We start from the raw sequence: 20,797 nt of genomic DNA, 5'->3' as shown, positions 1-20,797 counted from the left end.
TTTGTGAAAGGAACATGAAAAACCGGTCGGCGAATCGTTTATCTGAAACTCATACAGCCGCTGTTCAGACTTCTACCGCTTATCGTCATTCTTAGTAGAAAAGTCCTACAGAAGTATTCCCTTTAGACGGGGAATGTTGCAGTTGTTAGTTGTTGTGTTGAATTGTTTTTACTCAAGGCCTTTACGTTTGACTGACTTGTCCGCTGTCCCGCAGGAAACCCGCAAAACCAATCCGATGACGCTGTATCTGGCGCGCCTGGCGCCTTCCAGCCAACTGACCATGCGTTATGTCTTGCAAGACGCTGCCGACCGCCTCGGTTTTGAAGACATGAATGTCGAGGACATTCCCTGGCATGCATTACAACCTGAAGATGTTGTCGCCTTGGTCGCCGCTTTACGCGAAGACAATTACGCGCCGAATACTTCTTCGCTGTATGTCAATGCGGTACGCGGGGTCATGAACGAAGCCTGGCGCATGAGCCTGATCAGTCAGGATCACCTGTTGAAGATGCGCTCGGTGAAAGGCATTGCCGGGACACGCCTGTCGCAAGGACGCAATCTGAAGCGCACGCTGATTCACGAGCTGATGGAAGTCTGCGCCGCTGACCCGCGACCGCAAGGGCTGCGCGACGCTGCGGTGATTGCGCTGCTGTATGGCACCGGGATGCGCAAGTCGGAGTCAGTGGACCTGGATCTGGATCAGGTCGACTTCCGCGAACGCAGCCTGACCGTCACTGGCAAGGGCAACAAGCAACTGATCAAGTACGCGCCCGCCTGGGCCTTCGCCAAACTCGATGCCTGGCTGGAACTGCGTCGTTCGCAGCTCAAGGAAGGCGAGAGTGACGATGGGTTTCTGTTCAACCGCATTCGTCGCGGTAGCCATATCACCCGTGAGCGCATCACCAAGCACGCGATCTACTACATCGCTCGCCAGCGCGGTACACAGGTCGGGGTGAAGATCATGCCCCACGACTTCCGTCGTTCGTTCATCACGCGGGTCATCGAAGAGCACGATCTGTCGATCGCGCAGAAGCTGGCGCACCACAGCAATATCCAGACCACCGCCAACTACGATGTGCGGGACGACAACGAGCGGCGGCGTGCGGTGGATCGTTTCGATCTCTGATCAGGGCATATCCAATACATGGGCGGCGCCGAGCACCGATAGCTGCACAGCGCTGCCGGCCGATGGCGCGTGCATGCCGGAGCTGCGCACCAGCAGCGAACGGCCTGAGCGCTGCTGGGTGGCTGAGCAGAGTTCGACCGTCAGTGTGCAGGTGTTGCCGGCGAAGTCGCGTTCAGTGACCACGGCGTGACAGCCTTGGGTGCCGATCACTGCGTCGGACACTTGCAGTTGCTCGGGGCGCAGCATGATCTGCGCATCGCCGATAAAGCCGTTGCTGTTCACCGGCACCGGGCCGAGGTCACAGTGAGCCACGCCGGATTCGATGTGGGCAGGCATCACCACGGCTTCACCGAGGAAGTGCGCGGTCTGTTCGTCGTCCGGGTAGCGATAGAGGTCCATCGGATGCCCCGATTGCACCAGCCGCCCGGCACGCATGACCGCCAGTTGGTCGGCAAACGACAACGCCTCGCCCTGATCGTGGGTCACCAGAATGGTGGTCACGCCAGCGCCTTCGAGCAGCCGTGCGACCATTTTGCGCATGGCGCTGCGCAGGCCGGTGTCGAGCGCGGAAAACGGTTCATCGAGCAGCATCAATCGTGGCTGCTGAGCCAACGCCCGGGCGAGCGCAACCCGCTGCTGCTGGCCGCCGGAAAGTTCATGCGGCCAGCGACTCGCCATGTTGGCGTCCAGCGCAACGCTGTCCATCAACTGCGCAATGCGCTCGGTCCGCGCTGTGCCCGTCAGTGCCAGCCCGAAGCCGATATTGGCGGCAACGGTCATGTGCGGAAACAGTGCGCCGTCCTGCGGCACGTAGCCGATTTGCCGTTGATAGGCGGGCACCGCATGGCTGTTGTCGACTAGCACCTGACCGTTGAGGGTCAGGCTGCCGGCATCGGGAAATTCGAAACCGGCGATCATCCGCAACAGCGTGGTTTTGCCGGAACCAGAGGGGCCGACGATGACCGTGCGGCTACCGGTCGGGACGGTCAGGCAGATGTTATCCAGCGCTTTCTGTGCGCCAAAGGATTTGCTCAGGGAAATCAGTTCGAGTGCGTTCATCGGCCAGCGGTGCGCCTGGATTGGTGATAGAGAATGGCCGTCAGCGGCAGCGAAAGCAGAACCATCAACAGCGCATAAGGCGCGGCGGCGGCGTAATCGATTTCGCTGGTCATGGCCCAGAAGCCGGTAGCGAGGGTGCGCGTACCGTTGGGGGCGAGCAGCAAGGTCGCGGTCAATTCATTGGTGATCGCCAGAAACACCAGCGCTGCACCCGCAGCAGCCCCCGGTGCGGCCAAACGCAAAGTGATCAGCCACAACGCGCGCAGCGGCGAGCGGCCGAGGCTTTGCGCGATGTTCTCCAGTTCGACCGGTGCCTGGGCGAAACCGGCGCGCAGGCTGACCAGCGCGCGCGGCAGGAACATCAGCAAATAAGCCAACAGCACGGTGATGGTCGTCTGGTAGATCGGCCGGGCGTAGTGGATGGTCACGGTGACCAATGCCAGCGCCACGACAATCCCCGGCAATGAACTGGTGATGTAGTTGCAGCCTTCCAGCACGCGCTGCAATTTACCCGGCGCACGAATCGACAGCCACGCAATCGGAATTGCCGCCAGGCTGGTCAACAACGCGCCAGCCACGCCGAACGACAGGGTTTGCAGCAACGCAGGCAAGAGCTCGCCACCTTCCCAGACGTCGAGGCCACCAGCGATCAGCCAGCGGCCGAGCGTCAGCAACGGCACGCCGAGGGCCAGTAGACAGGTCAGGGTTTGCAGGCTCAGGCCGAGGGCGACGGTGCCTTTGCCTAACAGCACGGTGCGTTGTTCGCGAGCGCTGCCAGAGCCGACGCGGGCATACCGTGCCTTGCCACGGGCGGCGGACTCGACGGTGAGCATCGCCAGACAACACAACGCTAATACACCGGCGAGCATGTTCGCGGCCGGGCCGTTGAAGGTCGATTTGAACTGATCGAAAATCGCCGTGGTGAAGGTGTCGAAGCGAATCATCGCGTAGAGGCCGTATTCGGCCAGCAGATGTAACCCCACCAGCAGCGCACCGCCACAGATGGCCAGGCGCAACTGTGGCAACACCACCCGGAAAAACACCGCCCAGGGCTTCAGGCCAAGGGATTCGGCGACATCCTCGATGGCCGGATCGAGACGCCGCAAGGTCGCCGCAATCGGCAGATAGAGAAACGGAAAATAGGCGATCACCGACACCAGCACACCGGCCGGCAAACCGTGAATCGAGGGAATCAGACTGACCCATGCATAACTGTGGACGAACGCCGGCACCGCCAGCGGCGCCACGGCCAGTAATGACCACCAGCGCCGGCCGGGCAGGTTGGTGCGTTCGGTCAGCCACGCCAGCGTGGTGCCGAGCACGATGCACAGGGGCAGGGTGAACAGCACCAACAGCACGGTGTTGATCAGCAACTCTGCGACCCGCGGGCGAAATACCAAGGCTTCGATGGTCGGCCAGCCGGTGGCCCACGACACACCGATCACAAATGCGATCGGCAGCAGCGACAACAGTGAAACGCTGATCGCCAACGCCACCACCCACGAGCGCCCGCGCCCTGTGAGGGAGCGGGCGCTGCGGGGCAGGTGGGCGGATGAGGCCGCAGCAACTTGCGCCGGCAAGTTTTCCGGGAGCACTTACAGGATTCCGGCCTGGGTCATCAGCTCGACGGCTTTTTTGCTGTCGAGTTTTGACGCATCGACTTTCGGCGCATCGAGGTCTTTGAGGGGCACCAGTTGCGGATTGGACTGCGCGTCCTTGCCAACGGCGTACTCAAAGGATGTGCCGCTGTGGAGTATTTCCTGGCCTTCTTTACCGGTGATGTATTTGACGAATGCCTGCGCTTCCTGCAGGTGTTTGCTGGAGGCCAGCACGCCGGCGCCCGAGGTGCTGACAAACGCGCCCGGGTCCTGATGCTTGAAGTAGTGCAGTTTGGTGTTGTTGCTGTTTTCGCCGGTCTTGGACTGATCGACGAAGCTGTAATAGTGGTAGATCACGCCGCTGTCGATCTGCCCGGCGTTCACCGCTTTGAGCACCGCGCTGTTGCCGCGATACACGGTGGCGTTGGTCTTCATTGCTTTGAGCCAGTCGAGGGTGGCGGCTTCGCCTTTCTGCTCCAGCACGGCAGCGACGATGGCCTGAAAATCAGCACCTGCCGGGGAGGCGGCCCAGCGACCTTTCCATTCGGGTCTGGCAAGGTCGAGCAAGGATTTTGGCAGGTCTTTTTCAGCCAGTTTGGCCGGGTTGTAGACGAACACGGTGGAGCGGGCGGCGATGCCGACCCATTGGCCGTGGGCCGGGCGGTAGGCCGAATCGACTTGTTCCAGAGTCGCCGGGGCGATCGGGGCAAACAGCTTGGCGTTGTCGACCAAGACCATGGCCGGTGAGTTTTCGGTGAGAAACACGTCCGCCGGTGATGCCGCGCCTTCCTGCACCAGTTGGTTGCCCATCTCGGTGTCATCGCCATTGCGGATCGTCACCGGGATGCCGGTTTCTTCGGTAAACCCGGCCACCCAGGCCTTGGTCAGGCTTTCGTGCTGGGCGTTGTAGACCACCAGGCCAACGCTGTCGGCCGCAAAGGCCTGACCGGCAGCGAGCAGGGCAGTGGCCAGCAACGCGCGCTTCAGAAAGGACGGAAACAGTGGATTCATGTCGAGAACGCTCCTGATTTTTCAGACGTTATGTGCAGGCATTCGCGCGCGGACCTCAATGCGAATGATTTGCATATGTTGGGCCGCCGGCAATGTAGAGAAGCAAATGAGAAAAAAACGTCAAACAAACCGTTAATACATGTCATTGCCATTCAGATTAGCAGCGACTCGGCGACGCACGATTGCCGTGCGTCATCCAGCGTCATGCTTTCAGGAGGGATTGGGGAGGTAGGCGACGCTCTGGTCTTCGCGGCCATGGAAGACTTGTTCGCCGCGAGTGGCGGTGGTGGTGATGACCTGGTGGTCGGCGCTGAGGTAGTCGAGCGGCAGCGGGTCACCCTTGCGGTATTGAGCGACGATGATGGTGCGCTGCGGATTCCACGGCTGGCCGCTGGTGCGTTCGAGCCAGGCGATCATCGCCGCGCTGTTGCCGGTGCGCGGGAAGTCCGCGGTTTCTGCCACGTAATAGAAAGGCGCACCGCCGGTTTGCAGGTACATCGGCACTTTGTTGTCGACCTCGACCATGACCATGCGCCACTGATCCAGCGGTGCCTGTCTGCTGGCTTGTTCGCGCACGGTTTCGCCAAAGCGGATCACGCCGCCACCGCTGTTCGTCCAGGGATACAGCACGCCGAGTACGCCAACCAATACAGCGGTGGCGATAGCGAAGCCGATTGTCAGTCCGCGCCCTTCGACGTTGCGCAGGGCCATGCGTCGCGTGATCCACCAGGCGCCGAGCAATTGCGCGAACGGCACCAATGGCAGCACGTAATAGCTGCGACGGCTGCCGCTGGCGGTGAAGAAGATCAACAGCAGGGCAAGTCCCTGAATCAGCCAGCGGGTATTCGGTTCGATCTGCCGCCAGTTTTTTATCGCGACCCACAATGCAATCAACCAGCACGGGGCCCAAGGCAAGGTGTAAATCGGTAAGTACAGCAAGTAGGTGTAAATCGGCCCGATGTTGTCGAATGGCTGGAAAAACCGCACGACGTTTTCCCGCAGCACCAGTCCCAGGCCGCTCTCCCCGTAGTTCGGCGCGCCATACAGGTGGGACAGCAGGAACGGCAGCATGTAAAACGCCCCGGCAATCAGCAGCGCCATGCACAGGCGCAGATTGAGGTGGCGTTTCCAGCGGCCGTCATGGAGCAGGTGGGGCAGCAACACCAGCCCCGGCAAGATAAAACCGATGAGGCCTTTGAACAGTGAGGTCAGCGACAGCAATCCGAAGAACACCACATAGCGTCCGAGCCGGGTGTCGTCTGGCCCGCGCCAATACCACCAGACGGCCGCGAGCACGCCGCACACGGTGAGGATGTCCGCCGTCGCAACCCGTGCCCAGAAGACGAAATAGAAGGTCGTCGCCAGCATCCAGCCGGCAACCAGCCCAGTGCCTTTGCGAAACAGCTGCTCGCCGAGCAAATACACCAGCCACACGCTCAACCACGCGGCGATGACCGAAGACAAACGCAGCGACCACGGCCCCAGACCGCCCGTCAGCCAAGCGCTGGCGGTAATCAGCCAATACGACAGCAAGGGTTTGTCGTAATAAGGCCCGCCCTTGAGATAAGGATCGAAATAGTCGCTGCTTTGCAGCATCTGCAATGCGATGTTGGCCCAGCGGGTTTCTGCGCCCCAGAGTTCGCGACTGCCCAGCCCGAACAACAGCATCAGGGCAGTGGCGGCCAGCAGAAGCAATAACGCCTTGCGCTCATTTGCCTTCGCGGTCATGGCTGGCTCTTGGCAAAAATGTAGATTTGCAGGTTGCCACGCTGGTAGTGCTTGCCGTCCACCGGCAGCAACTCAAGCTCTTGGGCCTCCTGGGTACTGTTGACGCGCATCAGCACACCGACCGAGCCTTTCTTGCGGGCTTCGGTCATCCATTGCCCGACATCGTCCATGCCGACTTTGCGTGCAGCCATCGCCGGATCGTCGAGGCCGTACTTCAGTTCGCCCACGGTGTTGTACAAGTCCACTTGTGGCCGCTTCAAGCGCCACGCCAGTGCCGAGGCAGCGCCCAGGTCATTGCTCAGCAGCGAGGAGGTTTCGCTCAACGCCTGCTGATGTTCGGCAATAAACTGGTCTGGCATTTTGCTGTCGACGATCTGCGCTGGCATCGCTGCCGGCAGCAACGCGATCAACAAACCGATGCCGAGCGCTGGCATCGCCCACAACGTCAGTGGCCGCATGACTTGCAGGGCGTTGGCGATGATCCAGCCGATCAGCACGATAAACACCAGTGACAGGCTGAACATCTCGGTGTTTTCGTAGATATCTTTGCTGGCTTGCAGATAGATAAGGGCAGCCAGCGCGACACTCGCCAGCACCGTGTTGATGATGCCGTTGAGGCGTAAAACCCGGGTGTTGCGTTGCTCCAGCCAACTGACCACGGTGTGCCCCATCAATAGGGCCAGCGGCAGCAGGCACGGCATTATGTAGGTTGGCAACTTGCCGCTGCTCAGGCTGAAAAACGCCAGCGGCAGCAGAAACCACAGCGCCAGGAAGGCGATTTTCGGCTGACGTTTTTCGCGCCAGGTGCGGACCAGCGCCGCGGGCAGCAACATCGCCCACGGCAACGTCGAGGCGAACAACAACGGCAGATAGAACCACCATGGTCGTGCATGCTGGGCATCGTCGCCCGCGGCAAACCGGCGAATGTGTTCATGCCAGAAGAAAAACCGCCAGAAGTCCGGCTCGCGATAATGCACGGCCAGCGCCCACGGTACGCTCACCAGCGCCGCGACCAGTACGGCGACGGGGCCGTAACGCAGCAATTCGCCGAAGCGCCGCTGCCAGATCATGTAGGGCACGGCGATCAGTACCGGCAGCAACAGCGCGAGAAACCCTTTGGTCATCAGGCCCATGCCGCACGCCGCGCCCAACATGGCCCAACTGCCCAGCCGTGCGCGCGTTGTAGGACTGTCGATGGCAAACCACACCGCGACCAGACTGAGGTTGACCCACAAGGTGAACTGCGGATCGAGGTTGGCATAACCCGCCTGGCCGGCGATCAGGCCGAAACTCATGTACAGCAAGGCGCAGGCGGCACTGATGCGCGGGCTGTTCCACAAACGCCGCGCCATCAGGTAAGTCAGCCAGACGCTGGCGCCGGTACTCAGGGCCGAAGCGATGCGCACGCCAAACAGGTTGTCGCCGAAAATCGCCTGACCGATGGCGATCATCCAGTAACCGGCAATCGGTTTTTCGAAGTAGCGAATGCCCATGAAGTGCGGCGCAACCCAGTTGCCGCTCAGAAGCATTTCCTGGCTGATCTGGCCATAGCGGGTTTCATCGGGGATCCACAAACCGTGGCTCATCAGTGGCAACAGATAAAACAGCACGAAGGCGAAAATCAGCCCCGGGATGGCCCAGCGCTCGATTATCGACGGGGCTGGCGATAAATGCCGGGCAGCGTGGCGCAGCGGTTTGTTATCAGACGTCATGACTGGACCTTGGCGCGAAAGAAATGTCGGGGGTGAAGCGTTGAATTGAATGGTGTTAGTTCTGCGCATGGGCAAGATTTAATGTCTTCCAGAACGGCACATTAATAATGCCCAGTACGTTTAGTTGTTTATGGCTGTCAATGCGCACCAGCAACACGCTGCCGTATTCGGCGGCAATCGCATGGGGAAACCGGTCTGCTTTTCAAAGTCGCTGATGCAGCCACTGTGGGTAACCAGCACCAGATTCTGCCCGGCAGTTTTGTGTGCGATCACTTCATCGCGCAGCACTGGGCCGCAGGTGGCCAGCCAGTCTTGCGTGCTGGCGTCCTGACCGAACATGTATTGCGCGGTTTGTGCGGTTCGGGTCAGCGGACTGCTCAGCACTTGAGCCTGCTGCATGCCCAATTGCTGAAAGCCCTGGCCAACGGCCGCCGCCGCGACGCTGCCGACGTGGGTGATGCCATCGGCCGGCCCCAGGCAAGTATTCTCGGAGCGATCGCAGCGTTCGGTATGGCGCACCAGTGCAACCACTTCGCCGACTTGCCAGGCCTGCATCCATTCGGCGGTGACGCGGCTGTTCGCGTGATCCAGATCGGCTGGTGAACGTGGCCAGAACACGAAACCACTGACCAGAATGGCCACGAACCCCACACAAGCCAACGCCAGTAACAAACGCAAACGCAGGGTTCGCGGCGATCTGAATAAAGTTTTTAATTGAAATAACGGCGCCACAATCCTGCCCCTTTGAATGTTCGGTATTTCATTCAGCGCAACGTAAGGCTCAGGCTGTGAGCGACTTTACGACGACCGAGTTGAATGCAGGCTGAACACTACGTTCGGGGGCGTGGCGGGGCAGTGAAGAAGATGTGAAAATATTGCCGGAAGTTACCGGGCACAACTAAAGCGGACATTTGATAAACAAACTCAAATGCAGTTTTGTTTGCGGGTGGGTTCAACAAACATCGAGTGTCGAGTCAAAGCTGAATGAATGAATGATGCTCGCACGCAAGCCTGAAGACGTCAGTATCCAGGCTAATTGCACGCTCAAGGCGTTGGCGGACACCCGCGCGAGTTGCCGGCCGCCTGACTGATCAGCGCGGCCAGACGCTTGACGTTGTTCTGCTGGGCGCTGACCAACTCATCAATGCTCGGGCCTGATGGCGTTTGCAGAGTGGATCGGCAGGTCAACAGGCCGTTGTCGCCATCGCCCAGCGGTCGCAAGCGCCATTTCGCATCGATCAGCGCGTATTGGCCGGGGATCGAGTCGAAGCGCTGCACATCAATACGCACCGAGACGTTGCCGCGACCGCTGGTATTACTCAGCTGATCGGTCAGCGCACTGCGCAACTCATCGGCGAGACTCGCGCCCCACCATTGGGTTTCCAGGATGGCCAGGCCGCTGTTGCCTTGGCGGATGACAATTTGCGGGCGGTCGACCTGCGGCGGCACGCTGATGCCTTCAATCGGGATCTGCGCACCAGCGCGGGTGCTGCCCAGTTGCACCGGCGTCAGTGTGTGAAAGCTGATCGGGTCGCTACGGCAGGCGCCCAGCAGCATGCACGCAGCGAGCACGGTGATCTTTAGCGGTAAAGCCATGGTTCAGCTCCTGTGCTCAATTGCGTGGCGGGCCTTTCAGATCCAGTGGCGCCGCGTTGTCGGGGCGACCGCGAATCAGCGATTCCGGGTGGCGACCGAGGTAATCCGAGAGTTCACGCAGGGAGCGCGACATGCGTCCGAGTTCGTCGAGGGTTTCGTTGAGCTTCTCGCGTTGCGGCGAGTCTTCGGCCAGGGTCGAGCTGGCGGACTGCAATGTCTTGCTGACATCGGCAAGGGTGTTCTGCACACCGGGCAAGGTTCTGGCGTTGAACTGGGTCAGGCCTTTGCGCAGTTCGACCAGATTGCTGTCGAGGTTGTTGGCGATGCGGTCCACCGGCAGTTTGTTGATCTTGTCGACCACCGCTTCGAGTTTTTCCTGCAACTGTTCGAGGCTGCCCGGAACGGTCGGGATCACCACCGGACGCAGGGTCGGATCAAACGCCACTTTTTCGGCTTTCGGGAAGAAGTCCAGGGCGATGTACAGCTGCCCGGTAAGCAGGTTGCCGCTGCGGGCCTGGGCCCGCAGGCCATTGTCGATGAAAGTGCCCATCAGGCGTATGCCGGCGGCTTCGTCGTTGGGATCGTGCTTGAAGGTGGTGAGCATCTTTTTATAGGCCAGACCGAGGCGCTGCGGATAGATGACGATGCCGACGTTGACCGGGAAACTGCGTTTTTGCGGGTCGAAATCAAGATTGATTGCGACCACTCGACCAATTTCCATGCCGAGGAACTCGACCGGGGCATCGACCTTCAGCCCACGCATGGCTTGATCGAAGCGCAAACTCAGGTATTGCGCCTTGCCGTTGGGCGGGGCGAGGGCGGTTTGCTGGTCGGCGAACAAATCGAAATCCTTGTCGTCGGCGGCGGCAACGTCGTTGGGGCTGTAGTCCGGCGCACGGAAGGCAATACCGCCGACCAGCAAGGTCGATAACGACTCGGTTTTCACGGCAAAACCGTTGGCGCCGACATTGATATCAATGCCGCTGGCGTTCCAGAAACGGGTGTTTTCGGTGACAAAGGCATCGTTTGGCGCGTGGATGAACACTTCGATATTGACGCCCTTGCCATCCGGGTCGAGGGCGTAAGTAACGACCTGGCCGACCGGGATCTTGCGGTAGTAAACCGGCGAGCCGATGTCCAGTGAGCCCAGGTCCGGGGCGTGCAGCATGAAACGCTTTCCGGGTTCGCCGTAGGTAATCGGTGGCGGGTTTTCCAGACCTTTGAAGTATTTGGCGCGGCCATTGGACTGGCCGATGTCGGCGCCGATGTAATCGCCGGAAAGCAATGTGTCGATCCCGGAAACGCCCCCGGCTCCGATCCGTGGGCGCACGACCCAGAACTGCGAATCTTCGCGGGTGAAGGTTTCGGCCTGTTTGGCCAGTTTGATCGTGGCGTTGACGCTTTTCTGGTCGTCGCTCAGTTCAACATCCGTGACTTGGCCGATCACCACGTTGCGGTACTTGACCTCGGTCTTGTTCGCCGTCAGACCGCTGCCAGTCTTGAAGTTGACGGTGATGGTCGGGCCTTCCTGCAGGAGGTTGTGCACCACCAGCGAGATGCCCACCAGCACGGCGACAATCGGCACGATCCAAACGAGTGAAATACCAAAGCGGCGGGTTTTGATCGGGGCCTGGCCCGGTGCTCGTGGCTCGTCGGCGGCTGACGACTTCATCCATGTCCTCCTCGATTGATGGGGCACTGAGCGTCAGGAACGCAAAAGCACTTCATCAATATAGAAGTGCTTGGCGATAGAGCAAATAAGTAGGGAATGCCAAAGCCGAACCGGTAGGCGCTGCCGCAGGCTGCGATCTTTTGATGTTGTTTTTAAAGATCAAGAGATCGCAGCCTGCGGCAGCTCCAACAGGGCCCGGGTGATCCGGGATCAGCCGAGGAGTTCGCGCAGGCGATACCAGAACATGCCCAGTGCCAGCAGTGGCGAACGCAGGGCAGGGCCGCCGGGAAAGGTCATGTGCGGCACACCACTGAACACGTCCAGGCCTTGGCTGTGGCCGGCATGAAGCGCCTCGCCGAGCAGTTTCGCGCACCAATGGGTGACGTTCAGGCCGTGCCCGGAATAGCCCTGGGCATAGAACACGTTCGGGTGTTGCTTGAGCCGGCCGACCTGCGGAAAACGGTTGGCGGTGATGCCGATCTTGCCGCCCCACTGATAATCGATGCGCACGTCGGCCAGTTGCGGGAACACCTTGAGCATCTTCGGGCGCATATAAGCAGCGATATCCGCAGGATCGCGCCCGGAATAATGGCAGGCACCGCCGAACAACAAACGCCGATCGGCCGAGAGCCGGTAGTAATCGAGGCCGACTTTCTGGTCGCACACCGCCAGATTGTTGGGGATCAGTTGCGCGGCACGCTCCTCGGACAACGGCTCGGTGGCGATGATGTAACTGCCGGCGGGCAGCACTTTGCCGCTGAGTCGTTGTTCGAGTTCATCCAGATGCGCATTGCAGCCGAGTACCAGGCTGCCGGCGCGCACCGTGCCACGGGCGCAACGCACCTGCACCGTCGCGCCGTGGATGATCTCCAGCACTTGGCTCTGTTCGAAAATCCGTACGCCGAGGGATGCCGCCAGTCGCGCCTCGCCTTGCACCAGATCCAGCGGATGCAAATGACCCGAGCCCATGTCCACCAGCCCGCCGGCATAGATCTCGGAGTTGACCACTTGCTGGCGGATATGCTGCGGGCCGATCAGTCGGGTTTCGTGGGCATAACCGAGTTCGGCGAGATCGACCAATTCATCCTTGAACGCATCGAACTGCGCTGTGGTGTTGGCCAGGTCGCAGAACCCCCAACGCAGGTCGCACTCGATGCCGTTGTCGCCGATGCGCTGGCGCACCAGCTCGACGGAATCGATGCCAGCGCGCTGCAAATAGCGCACGCCTTCCTGCCCGACATACTTGGCGAAGCCGTCGACATCATGGCCAATGCCACGAATCAATTGCCCGCCATTGCGACCGCTGGCTCCCCAGCCGATCCGGCGCGCCTCGATGAGGATCACCGAGAGCCCGCGTTGTGCCAGTTCGATAGCGGTGTTGACCCCGGTGAACCCGCCGCCGATCACGCAGACATCGGCGCTGAGGTCACCGTCCAGCACTGGATAGGGAGTGGTCGCCCGCGCCGAAGCAGCGTAGTAGGAGCGGGCGTGTTCTTGGGTGTGCTGATTCATTTGTTCGACTTCACTTTGCTCCACGACCGGGTCATCAGACGCATGATCGCTTGGGGCGGGGTGGTGGAAATGTAGAGCTTGTCGAGAACTGCTTGAGGTGGATAAACCTCAGGGTTGTTGACCAGTGCCTGATCCATGTACTGCTTGGCGGCCGGGTTCGGGTTGGCGTAACCGACCGACGCGCTGACCTTGGCGATCACTTGTGGATCGAGCAGGTAATTGATGAAGGCGTGGGCTTCTTTGGTGTTGCTGGCGTCGGCCGGGATGGCCAACAGGTCAAACCACAGGTTGGCGCCTTCTTTCGGAATGGCGTAGGCGATGTTCACGCCGTTCTTGGCTTCCTTGGCGCGGTTGGCGGCCTGGAACACGTCACCGGAATACCCGAAGGCCACGCAGATGTCGCCGTTGGCGAGGTCCGACACGTATTTCGAGGAATGGAAATAGGTGATGTACGGGCGGATGCTCAGCAGCTTGGCTTCGGCCTTCTTGAAGTCTTCCGGGTTTTCGCTGCGCGGGTCCATGCCCATGTAGTTGAGCACGGCAGGGAACACTTCGTCGGCGGAGTCCATCATCGACACGCCGCACTGGCTGAGCTTTTTCAGATTCTCAGGCTCGAACAACACGGCCCAGGAATCGATGTGATCAATGCCCAGCACTTGCTTGACCTTGTCGACGTTGTAGCCGATGCCGTTAGTGCCCCACAGGTACGGTACCGAGTGCGCGTTGCCCGGATCGTTTTTCTCCAGAAGTTCGAGCAGCTTCGGATCGAGGTTCTTGAAGTTCGGCAGTTGCTCGCGATCCAGTTTAAGGAACGCGCCGGCTTTCACCTGACGGGCGAGAAAGTGGTTGGACGGCACGACCACGTCATAACCGGTGCGGCCGGCGAGGAGTTTGCCTTCCAGGGTTTCGTTGGAGTCGAAAACGTCGTAGATCACCTTGATCCCGGTTTTGGCCTGGAAGTCGGCGAGGGTGGTTTCGCCGATGTAGTCGGTCCAGTTGTAGACGCTGACCTGGGGTTGGGCGTGGGCTACGGCGCTGAACACAACGCTCAGGGCGACCGGGAGTACGGATTTCAACAGACGCATTTCGACACCTCTAATTTTTTGGATTTTTCAGGTGGTTCGCTAGTGTTTAAGCTGCCGCCATCGCGAGCAGGCTCACTCCTACAGGTGAGCGCTTTCCAAATGTAGGAGTGAGCCTGCTCGCGATAGCGGTGGTACTGACAACGAAGGTCTTAGACGCTCAGCATCAGGAATTCACGCTCCCACGAGCTGATCACGCGCTTGAAGTTTTCATGCTCGGCGCGTTTCACCGCGACGTAGCCACGCACAAACTTGTCGCCCAGGTACTGCGCGACGGTTTCGCACTCTTCCATTTGCGTCAGCGCTTCTTCGATGGTGATTGGCAAGCGCAGGTTGCGGCGTTCGTAGGCACGGCCCTCGACCCCGGCACTCGGCTCGATCTTTTCGACCATGCCGATGTAGCCGCAGAGCAGGCTCGCAGCGATGGCCAGGTACGGGTTGGCATCGGCGCCCGGCAAGCGGTTCTCGACACGCATGGCTTCCGGGCTCGAGGTCGGCACACGCAGGCCGACGGTGCGGTTCTCTTCGCCCCATTCGACGTTGACCGGCGCCGAGGTGTCCGGCAGGAAGCGGCGGAACGAGTTGACGTTGGGTGCGAACATCGGCAGCACTTTCGGGATGTACTTCTGCAGGCCGCCAATGTAGTGCAGGAACAGCTCGCTCATCTGCCCGTCGGCGTTGGCAAAGATCGGTTTGCCGGTGGCGATTTCCACCACACTCTGGTGGATGTGCATGGCGCTGCCCGGCTCGTCGCCAATCGGCTTGGCCATGAACGTCGCGGCGACGTTGTGCTTGAGCGCGGCCTCGCGCATCGTGCGTTTGAACACCGTGATCTGGTCGGCCAGATCCAGCGCATCGCCGTGCCGGAAGTTGATTTCCATCTGCGCCGGGCCGTCTTCGTGGATCAAGGTGTCGAGATCCAGACCTTGCAGTTCGCACCAGTCGTAGACGTCTTCGAACAGCGGATCGAATTCGTTGGCGGCGTCGATGGAGAACGACTGTCGGCCACTTTCGGCGCGGCCCGAACGGCCCAGTGGTGCCTTGAGCGGCAAGTCCGGGTCTTCGCAGCGTTGAGTCAGGTAGAACTCCATTTCCGGCGCAACAATGGGCTTCCAGCCTTTGTCGGTGTACAGCTGCAAGACTTTCTTCAGCACGTTGCGCGGCGACAGTTCGATCGGGTTGCCGAACTTGTCGAAGGTGTCGTGGATGACGATGGCGGTCGGCTCGATGGCCCATGGAATCACGTAGACCGCGTCAGCCACTGGCTTGCAGACCATGTCGATGTCGGCCGGGTCGAGCAGGTCGTAGTAGATGTCGTCGTCGACAAAATCCCCGGTTACCGTTTGCAGCAGCACACTTTCCGGCAGGCGCATGCCTCGCTCATGCAGGAACTTGTTGGTCGGTGCGATCTTGCCGCGGGCAATGCCGGTCAGGTCGCTGACCACACATTCAACTTCGGTAATCTTGTGATCTTTCAGCCACGTGAACAGCTGATCGAAAGGGGCATTCATAAAGACCTCGTTATTGGTTTTATAGACGCCGGGGAGGGCGGGTTTCATCTTCCGCCCCTTCCCCTGTGGCGCGTTGACGACTATCTTGGGCGAGCCTTGCAGTTCCATCTATCCACTTTAAGCAGCACCAAAGCGCACCAAAAGAGTGCGCAAGGTCACCCCATGACAACGTGCAATCCGCTCCAGGTTCAAGCATTCAACACCGCCGATGTGGCCGAGCAGGTCCGTGCCACACCGGGCTGGGTCCAGCATTACCAACAGATGTCGCCAGGCCATTTCGCCGGGCAGATCCGCTATCTGGATTTGCAAGGTGTCGAGGTCTATGAAGAGCAGATGAACACTCGGGTCGAGCAGAATTTCAGTGCGCCGTCCGGTGCGCTGGCGTTCTGTTTTGATCGCAGCGATAACGCGCTGTACCTGCTCAATGAAGAGAGCCGCAACATCTGGATCACCCCGGAGAATTACCAGGAAATCGCCGTGGTCTTCGGCCCGGAATTTGTCCGCCAACACGGTCTGGATGTGGCGAAACTCGAAGGCTTGTTCATGACCCAGCTCAACTGCGGGCAGAACGCCTTGTTCAGTCGCTGGTTAAGCTCGACTCTCACGAAGTTGTCGCAAGCTATTGATCCGCTTGATAAAGACGCTCTTGCAAGTCAGTTGTTGGAGGACTGTCTGTTCATCCTCGACAATGCGCGGGTGTGTCTGGACGGTGGAGGATTGCAGCGGCGCACTGAAGAGCGAACCATCATGAAACGCGTCGGTGAATGGGCCGCTGATTCGCCGGAAGACACGGTCAATCTCCTGGAGCTTTCCAACGTCGCCGGCGTGTCGTTGCGCCAACTGCAACAAGCGTTCAAGGCGTACACCGGGATGACACCCAGCCACTGGTTGCGCCTGCGCCGCCTGAACAGCGCGCACCGTGAATTGCTCAAGTGCCGGCCCACGGAAACCACGGTGGCGGAAGTGGCGATGCAGTGGTCGTTCTGGCATTTGGGGCGTTTTTCAAGCAGTTATCGGGCGTTGTTCAAGGAGTTGCCGAGCGAGACGCTTAAACGTACGCATAAATAAAACGCTCGACGTATCGAGCGTTTTTGTTTCGACTGTGCGCTTTGTTTGTAATCCCTCGGTGTAGGACATCTCCGGTAGATGTAGCTCGATGTTTCCAAGGCAACCATCTCTGCGTCACGATTCTTTTTAAATCAATAGCTTGCCGCACACTCATAAAGTCGATTGATTCCTTGGAGCCATGCAAAAACGTCATCTAGCGTTCTGCTGGCCGACGCAATGGTGCGTCGTCTTTCATGAACCGAGGTTATCCGATGGCTGTTCCATTGAGCGATACAGAAAGCAGCAATAATCTCCCGCAGGCAGTCCTACATCTTATTTCCGGTCAATACCCAGGCGTGGCACGCGACGCCGGGATCCTGACCAAAGAAGACGTGATCAAGATCAAGCAGTACGTGAAGAAAGGCCTGTCGCTGCCGGGCGAGTTGGCGGAAGTCGAGTCGTATCTCAAGTACAAGAAGATCGACGTCGCCGGCCTTGAACCTGCCGATATTCAGGTGCTGTTCAAGAAAATCCGCATCCACGCCGCCAGTTGGGATGCCGTGGAAAGTAAGATCATCCAGCAAAGCATCGATCTCGCCTCCGCCGCCAAAAACATCGTCAGCAGCGGCGGTGAAATCATTTCCGTGATCAAGGAAATGCCGATCATGGACCGCGTCAGAACCACGCTTGGGCAGATGTCCGGCAATGACCTGGCCGGTATCAGATACACCAGTGACGATGGCGAAGTGGCTTCGGCGGTGGCCGACATCATCAAGCTGATGCGCGTCGATATTCAGCGTCAGCAGGGTGCGACCAAAGAGCTCAAGGAGCGGATATCCAACTTCAAGATAGAACTCGCCGGTGGCGACCTGTCGAGCGGCAAGCGTGTATTCGGTTTGCAGTCGGAAGTGAAGGGCAAATATGACCTGATGGAGCGCAATAACCTGGTGGAGTCGATCGCCAGCAGCAAGCAAACCATCAAGGACAAAAAAGCCCGGATCATCCAGCTGGACAAGGATTACGACTACTACGTGGGAATGTCTTTTTCCGGTGGATTGCCGATTTTCTGGCCGATTTCCGGCTCGATCTTCGGCCCGAAAGCCGAGACCGCACGCAAGGAACGCAACGCGCTGAAGACCGAGGTCGATGCGCTGGAAGCGTCGGTCAGCGGCAAGGAAAACCTGCAAAGCGCCATCGAAAGCTCAATGTCGAATTTCGGTGACATCGGCATCCGCATGGCCGGCGCCGAAGCGGCACTGAACATCCTCAACACCATGTGGCAAACCATTCTGAGCAAGGTCGATGCGTCGGCGCAGCAATTCGAGCGCATCGACGATGCCTTGCGCCTGACGTCTTTTGTCGCCGAGTTCGCGCTGGTGATCGATCCATGGCGTGACGTGAAAAACACGGCGGGTGAATTGGTGGCCACGTTCAATGACGCCCTGGACGAATACAAAAAGAGCTTTCATTGATTGCCGACTGACTCAAGGAGATTTGCCATGAACGGCGTGACATCTATCAATACCCAACACATCCCGGCATTCGACGTTAAAAAAATCGTCCAGACCATTCGCGATATTTCGCGGCTGGCGCGATTTCGCAATGAACACGACGACGTCCTGCAAGAAAGAGCACAGAACGTCAGCGCTTACCTGAACAACACCGATCAAACCCTGCGCGAGTCCTTCCCGGTCTTGCTCACCGCGTTGAGCGCTGCATCGGGGGACAGCTACTTCGCAGCGTTGCTGGAGTTGCGTGAAGCCTTGGGCCGCAACGATCTGAGCACGGAAGACCGCGAGATGGTCAGCGCTGAAATCGGCAATATCAAGGGCAACGTCGAGGCAATGCTGGCGCGGGTTGAGGCGCGCTTCATTGATTGTGCGCAGCACCTGGAACGCGACGTGTGCAGTGTCTACAAGGTCGAAATCGACGGGCGCGCGGATGAGCCATTGAACATGGCCAAGCTGCGCAAGGCGCGAATTCTGGCGCAACTGAGCGAGCACTGCGCCAACAAGGCGAAGTGTCAGGAGCAGCGTGACGTTCTGGTCAAGGCGCAGGATGTGATCCGCGAGTTCAATCTGGCCGACATGTACAAGAACTACATTCCCAGCGGCAAAGCGCTGGACGACATCGACATGGAGAATCCGAAAAAGGAGGCGGTCAAGCAGGGTATTGAACTGGTTCGCAAAGTGCTGGGTGTCGTCTCCGAAGGCATCAAGTACAGCGAACTGGCGACCTCGCGGAACAATCTGGACAAGGAAATCGAGAGCATCGCGCAGTTGATGGACGGGCTGAACGACGACCTGCAAATGGCCGAAGATGTCTTGGCGGACGCGCAAGCGGTGGTCGACGTCAGTCGTCTGCGCAGGGTCGCGGGGGAGGAGATCATGGCGGTTGCCAATGTCTGGAAAGGCTTTGCGATGGCGCTTGAACGACTCCACGGCACTGATTACGTGCAAAGCGATCTGACCTCGCTGCTGGGCCGTTATCAGGCTCACCTCGAGTCGCTGAGCGCGGACTACAACGCACTGATGATCAGTTGAGAGGAGGGCGCGACTGATCTTGCGGTTGGCCGCGCCTGTCTTGCCTGTGCACGAGAAAGACCTTTGTGTCGAGGTTTAAGTTAATTAGAATCAGTCTCATTTGAAACCGACTTCGCCCAGGGCCTCTTTAGATGACTGACGCAGCGACGCCATCGCCGCAGCACCTGCACGAACTGTATCGCGATCATCGTGGCTGGCTGGAAACCTGGCTGCGGCGGCGCATGGGCAATGCGTGGGATGCAGCTGATCTCAGTCAGGACACCTTTCTACGCGTATTGTGCAGTGCCCAACCGATCGCCGACATGCGCGAGCCGCGCGCGTATTTGCTCACCGTCGGCAAACGTCTGCTGAGCAATTTCTATACCCGCCGCAGCCTGGAAAAAGCCTATCTCGAAGCCCTCGCGCAATTGCCCGAAGAATGCGTGCCTTCGCCCGAGCAACGTTGGGTGCTGCTGGAAACCCTGCAAGCGCTGGACGAATTGCTCGACGGTTTGCCGCGAGCGGTGCGTCGCGCCTTTCTCTGGAGTCAGCTCGAAGGCCTCGGTTACCGTGAAATCGCCGAGCGTCTACAGGTCTCGGAGCGCACCGTAAAACGTTATATGGCAATGGCTTACGAGCATTGCTTGATGTTGGATCTATGATGCGCGTGGCGCCCGGCACCGAGGCGCGGGAAGTGGCGCGTGCCGCCGCGCAGTGGTTAGCGTTGCTCGAATCCGGCGAGGCCAGTGAAGCCGATCACGTGCAGCTGAAGAATTGGCGAGACAGCGATAGCCGCCATGAAAACGCTTGGCAGAAGATCCAATCGCTGCGCCAGCGCTTTTCCAGCCTGTCGGCAGAATTGGCCATGGCCACGCTGGATCGCCCTGATCTGGCGCGGCGTGCGGCACTGAAGCGAGCACTGGGTCTGGCGGCGCTGGTGCCGACGGCGTGGTTGATCAGTCGCCAGTTGCCGCTCGACGTGTGGCGCGCCGATTTGCAGACCGACACCGGCGAACACAAACAGACACTGTTGGCAGACGGCAGCATCCTGCAACTCAATACCGCGAGCGCGGTGAACGTCGATCTGGCCAGCCGCCAATTGACGCTGGTGCGCGGTGAAATGGCGCTCAATGTGCTCGGCGGCGCAGCATTGACGATCAATGCGCCTTACGGCCGGATCATGCTCAGTCGCAGCGAAGTCTGTGTGCGCCTCAATGAGCGTGAGTGCAATGTTGCGGTGGTCAGTGGTTCGGTGCAGTTGCAACCGTTGCACGGGCCGGCGTTGCTGTTGCAGGCCGGGCAGCAGATCAATCTGCAAGCGTCCGGTGCCGGCCCGGTCTCGGCGTTCGACGCAAAAATGCCCGGCTGGCGCGAAGGCGTATTGATGGCGCAAAACCAGCCACTGGGCGACTTCTTGCGCGAGTTGAGCCGTTATCGCTCAGGGCTTTTGCGTTGGGAGCCGGCCCTGGAAAGTCTGCGTATCACCGGCAGTTTCCGTCTCGACAACACCGATAAAGTGCTGGCGCTGCTCGCCGCGAGCCTGCCGCTGGAGGTGCATTCGCGCACGCGTTTCTGGGTCACGCTGACGCCGCGAAAAAATATCGTCTGAAGCCTGTCCCTT

The 20,797-nt window shown here is 59.6% G+C and carries 16 protein-coding genes and 1 pseudogene; 6 read left to right on the top strand and 11 right to left on the bottom strand.

The window, feature by feature from the left end:
- The first annotated feature begins 235 nt into the window (after window positions 1-235).
- The gene (locus JFT91_RS18545; RefSeq protein WP_201226648.1) at window positions 236-1,126 is read left to right on the top strand and encodes a site-specific integrase; all 891 of its coding nucleotides are present in this window, start codon (window positions 236-238) and stop codon (window positions 1,124-1,126) included.
- On the opposite strand, the gene JFT91_RS18540 is transcribed toward JFT91_RS18545, so the two are convergent.
- From JFT91_RS18540 to JFT91_RS18490, 11 genes and pseudogenes are all read right to left on the bottom strand, one after another.
- Complete coding sequence (locus JFT91_RS18540) at window positions 1,127-2,185, bottom strand: ABC transporter ATP-binding protein (protein ID WP_201233429.1); 1,059 nt, start codon at window positions 2,183-2,185, stop codon at window positions 1,127-1,129.
- Window positions 2,182-3,780, bottom strand: a complete 1,599-nt coding sequence (locus tag JFT91_RS18535; RefSeq protein WP_201233428.1) for an ABC transporter permease subunit — start codon at window positions 3,778-3,780, stop codon at window positions 2,182-2,184. The genes JFT91_RS18540 and JFT91_RS18535 overlap by 4 nt, the downstream gene beginning before the upstream one ends.
- Window positions 3,781-4,794: an iron ABC transporter substrate-binding protein gene (locus tag JFT91_RS18530; protein WP_201203704.1), complete on the bottom strand. Its 1,014-nt coding sequence runs from the start codon at window positions 4,792-4,794 to the stop codon at window positions 3,781-3,783.
- A 210-nt stretch (window positions 4,795-5,004) separates the two neighbouring features.
- On the bottom strand, window positions 5,005-6,522 hold the full coding sequence (locus JFT91_RS18525) for an ArnT family glycosyltransferase (RefSeq protein ID WP_201233427.1): 1,518 nt from the start codon (window positions 6,520-6,522) through the stop codon (window positions 5,005-5,007).
- A complete protein-coding gene (gene arnT, locus JFT91_RS18520; RefSeq protein ID WP_201233426.1) occupies window positions 6,519-8,234 on the bottom strand; it encodes a lipid IV(A) 4-amino-4-deoxy-L-arabinosyltransferase in 1,716 nt (571 codons plus the stop codon). The genes JFT91_RS18525 and arnT overlap by 4 nt, the downstream gene beginning before the upstream one ends.
- A gap of 55 nt (window positions 8,235-8,289) precedes the next feature.
- Window positions 8,290-8,918, bottom strand: a pseudogene (gene pmrG, locus JFT91_RS18515) (lipopolysaccharide core heptose(II)-phosphate phosphatase PmrG).
- A 360-nt stretch (window positions 8,919-9,278) separates the two neighbouring features.
- Window positions 9,279-9,830: a PqiC family protein gene (locus tag JFT91_RS18510; protein ID WP_201233425.1), complete on the bottom strand. Its 552-nt coding sequence runs from the start codon at window positions 9,828-9,830 to the stop codon at window positions 9,279-9,281.
- Between the two features lie 16 nt (window positions 9,831-9,846).
- Window positions 9,847-11,502, bottom strand: a complete 1,656-nt coding sequence (locus JFT91_RS18505) for a PqiB family protein (protein ID WP_201233424.1) — start codon at window positions 11,500-11,502, stop codon at window positions 9,847-9,849.
- A 210-nt stretch (window positions 11,503-11,712) separates the two neighbouring features.
- Complete coding sequence (locus tag JFT91_RS18500) at window positions 11,713-13,014, bottom strand: NAD(P)/FAD-dependent oxidoreductase (protein ID WP_201233423.1); 1,302 nt, start codon at window positions 13,012-13,014, stop codon at window positions 11,713-11,715.
- A complete protein-coding gene (locus JFT91_RS18495; RefSeq protein ID WP_201233422.1) occupies window positions 13,011-14,099 on the bottom strand; it encodes a polyamine ABC transporter substrate-binding protein in 1,089 nt (362 codons plus the stop codon). Before JFT91_RS18495 ends, JFT91_RS18500 begins: the two co-directional genes overlap by 4 nt.
- 149 nt (window positions 14,100-14,248) lie before the next feature.
- Complete coding sequence (locus JFT91_RS18490) at window positions 14,249-15,607, bottom strand: glutamine synthetase family protein (protein WP_201225869.1); 1,359 nt, start codon at window positions 15,605-15,607, stop codon at window positions 14,249-14,251.
- 162 nt (window positions 15,608-15,769) lie between these two features.
- Between JFT91_RS18490 and JFT91_RS18485 the strand changes: the two genes are divergently transcribed.
- The 5 genes from JFT91_RS18485 to JFT91_RS18465 all read left to right on the top strand — a co-directional run bounded on the left by JFT91_RS18485 (window position 15,770) and on the right by JFT91_RS18465 (window position 20,785).
- On the top strand, window positions 15,770-16,675 hold the full coding sequence (locus JFT91_RS18485) for a helix-turn-helix domain-containing protein (RefSeq protein ID WP_201233421.1): 906 nt from the start codon (window positions 15,770-15,772) through the stop codon (window positions 16,673-16,675).
- 251 nt (window positions 16,676-16,926) lie between these two features.
- Complete coding sequence (locus JFT91_RS18480; RefSeq protein WP_201233420.1) at window positions 16,927-18,126, top strand: alpha-xenorhabdolysin family binary toxin subunit A; 1,200 nt, start codon at window positions 16,927-16,929, stop codon at window positions 18,124-18,126.
- Window positions 18,127-18,153: 27 nt separating this feature from the next.
- Window positions 18,154-19,197, top strand: coding sequence for an alpha-xenorhabdolysin family binary toxin subunit B (locus JFT91_RS18475; RefSeq protein ID WP_201233419.1), 1,044 nt, complete (start codon window positions 18,154-18,156; stop codon window positions 19,195-19,197).
- 131 nt (window positions 19,198-19,328) lie between these two features.
- On the top strand, window positions 19,329-19,838 hold the full coding sequence (locus tag JFT91_RS18470) for a sigma-70 family RNA polymerase sigma factor (protein ID WP_201203684.1): 510 nt from the start codon (window positions 19,329-19,331) through the stop codon (window positions 19,836-19,838).
- Window positions 19,838-20,785, top strand: a complete 948-nt coding sequence (locus JFT91_RS18465; RefSeq protein WP_201203681.1) for a FecR domain-containing protein — start codon at window positions 19,838-19,840, stop codon at window positions 20,783-20,785. The genes JFT91_RS18470 and JFT91_RS18465 overlap by 1 nt, the downstream gene beginning before the upstream one ends.
- Window positions 20,786-20,797 lie beyond the last annotated feature (12 nt).

Source organism: Pseudomonas sp. TH08 (genome assembly GCF_016651275.1).
GTDB lineage: Bacteria > Pseudomonadota > Gammaproteobacteria > Pseudomonadales > Pseudomonadaceae > Aquipseudomonas.
The sequence above is the reverse complement of the archived record's forward strand: the minus strand, read 5'-3'. Positions and strand labels throughout refer to the sequence as shown.

Coding starts and splice junctions, on each gene's coding strand:
- JFT91_RS18505 (WP_201233424.1), bottom strand. CDS start 11,502: ATGAAGTCGTCAGCCGCCGACGAGCCACGAGCACCGGGCCAGGCCCCG.
- JFT91_RS18545 (WP_201226648.1), top strand. CDS start 236: ATGACGCTGTATCTGGCGCGCCTGGCGCCTTCCAGCCAACTGACCATG.
- JFT91_RS18495 (WP_201233422.1), bottom strand. CDS start 14,099: ATGCGTCTGTTGAAATCCGTACTCCCGGTCGCCCTGAGCGTTGTGTTC.
- JFT91_RS18485 (WP_201233421.1), top strand. CDS start 15,770: ATGACAACGTGCAATCCGCTCCAGGTTCAAGCATTCAACACCGCCGAT.
- arnT (WP_201233426.1), bottom strand. CDS start 8,234: ATGACGTCTGATAACAAACCGCTGCGCCACGCTGCCCGGCATTTATCG.
- JFT91_RS18470 (WP_201203684.1), top strand. CDS start 19,329: ATGACTGACGCAGCGACGCCATCGCCGCAGCACCTGCACGAACTGTAT.
- JFT91_RS18530 (WP_201203704.1), bottom strand. CDS start 4,794: ATGAATCCACTGTTTCCGTCCTTTCTGAAGCGCGCGTTGCTGGCCACT.
- JFT91_RS18510 (WP_201233425.1), bottom strand. CDS start 9,830: ATGGCTTTACCGCTAAAGATCACCGTGCTCGCTGCGTGCATGCTGCTG.
- JFT91_RS18475 (WP_201233419.1), top strand. CDS start 18,154: ATGAACGGCGTGACATCTATCAATACCCAACACATCCCGGCATTCGAC.
- JFT91_RS18490 (WP_201225869.1), bottom strand. CDS start 15,607: ATGAATGCCCCTTTCGATCAGCTGTTCACGTGGCTGAAAGATCACAAG.
- JFT91_RS18480 (WP_201233420.1), top strand. CDS start 16,927: ATGGCTGTTCCATTGAGCGATACAGAAAGCAGCAATAATCTCCCGCAG.
- JFT91_RS18525 (WP_201233427.1), bottom strand. CDS start 6,522: ATGACCGCGAAGGCAAATGAGCGCAAGGCGTTATTGCTTCTGCTGGCC.
- JFT91_RS18540 (WP_201233429.1), bottom strand. CDS start 2,185: ATGAACGCACTCGAACTGATTTCCCTGAGCAAATCCTTTGGCGCACAG.
- JFT91_RS18465 (WP_201203681.1), top strand. CDS start 19,838: ATGCGCGTGGCGCCCGGCACCGAGGCGCGGGAAGTGGCGCGTGCCGCC.
- JFT91_RS18500 (WP_201233423.1), bottom strand. CDS start 13,014: ATGAATCAGCACACCCAAGAACACGCCCGCTCCTACTACGCTGCTTCG.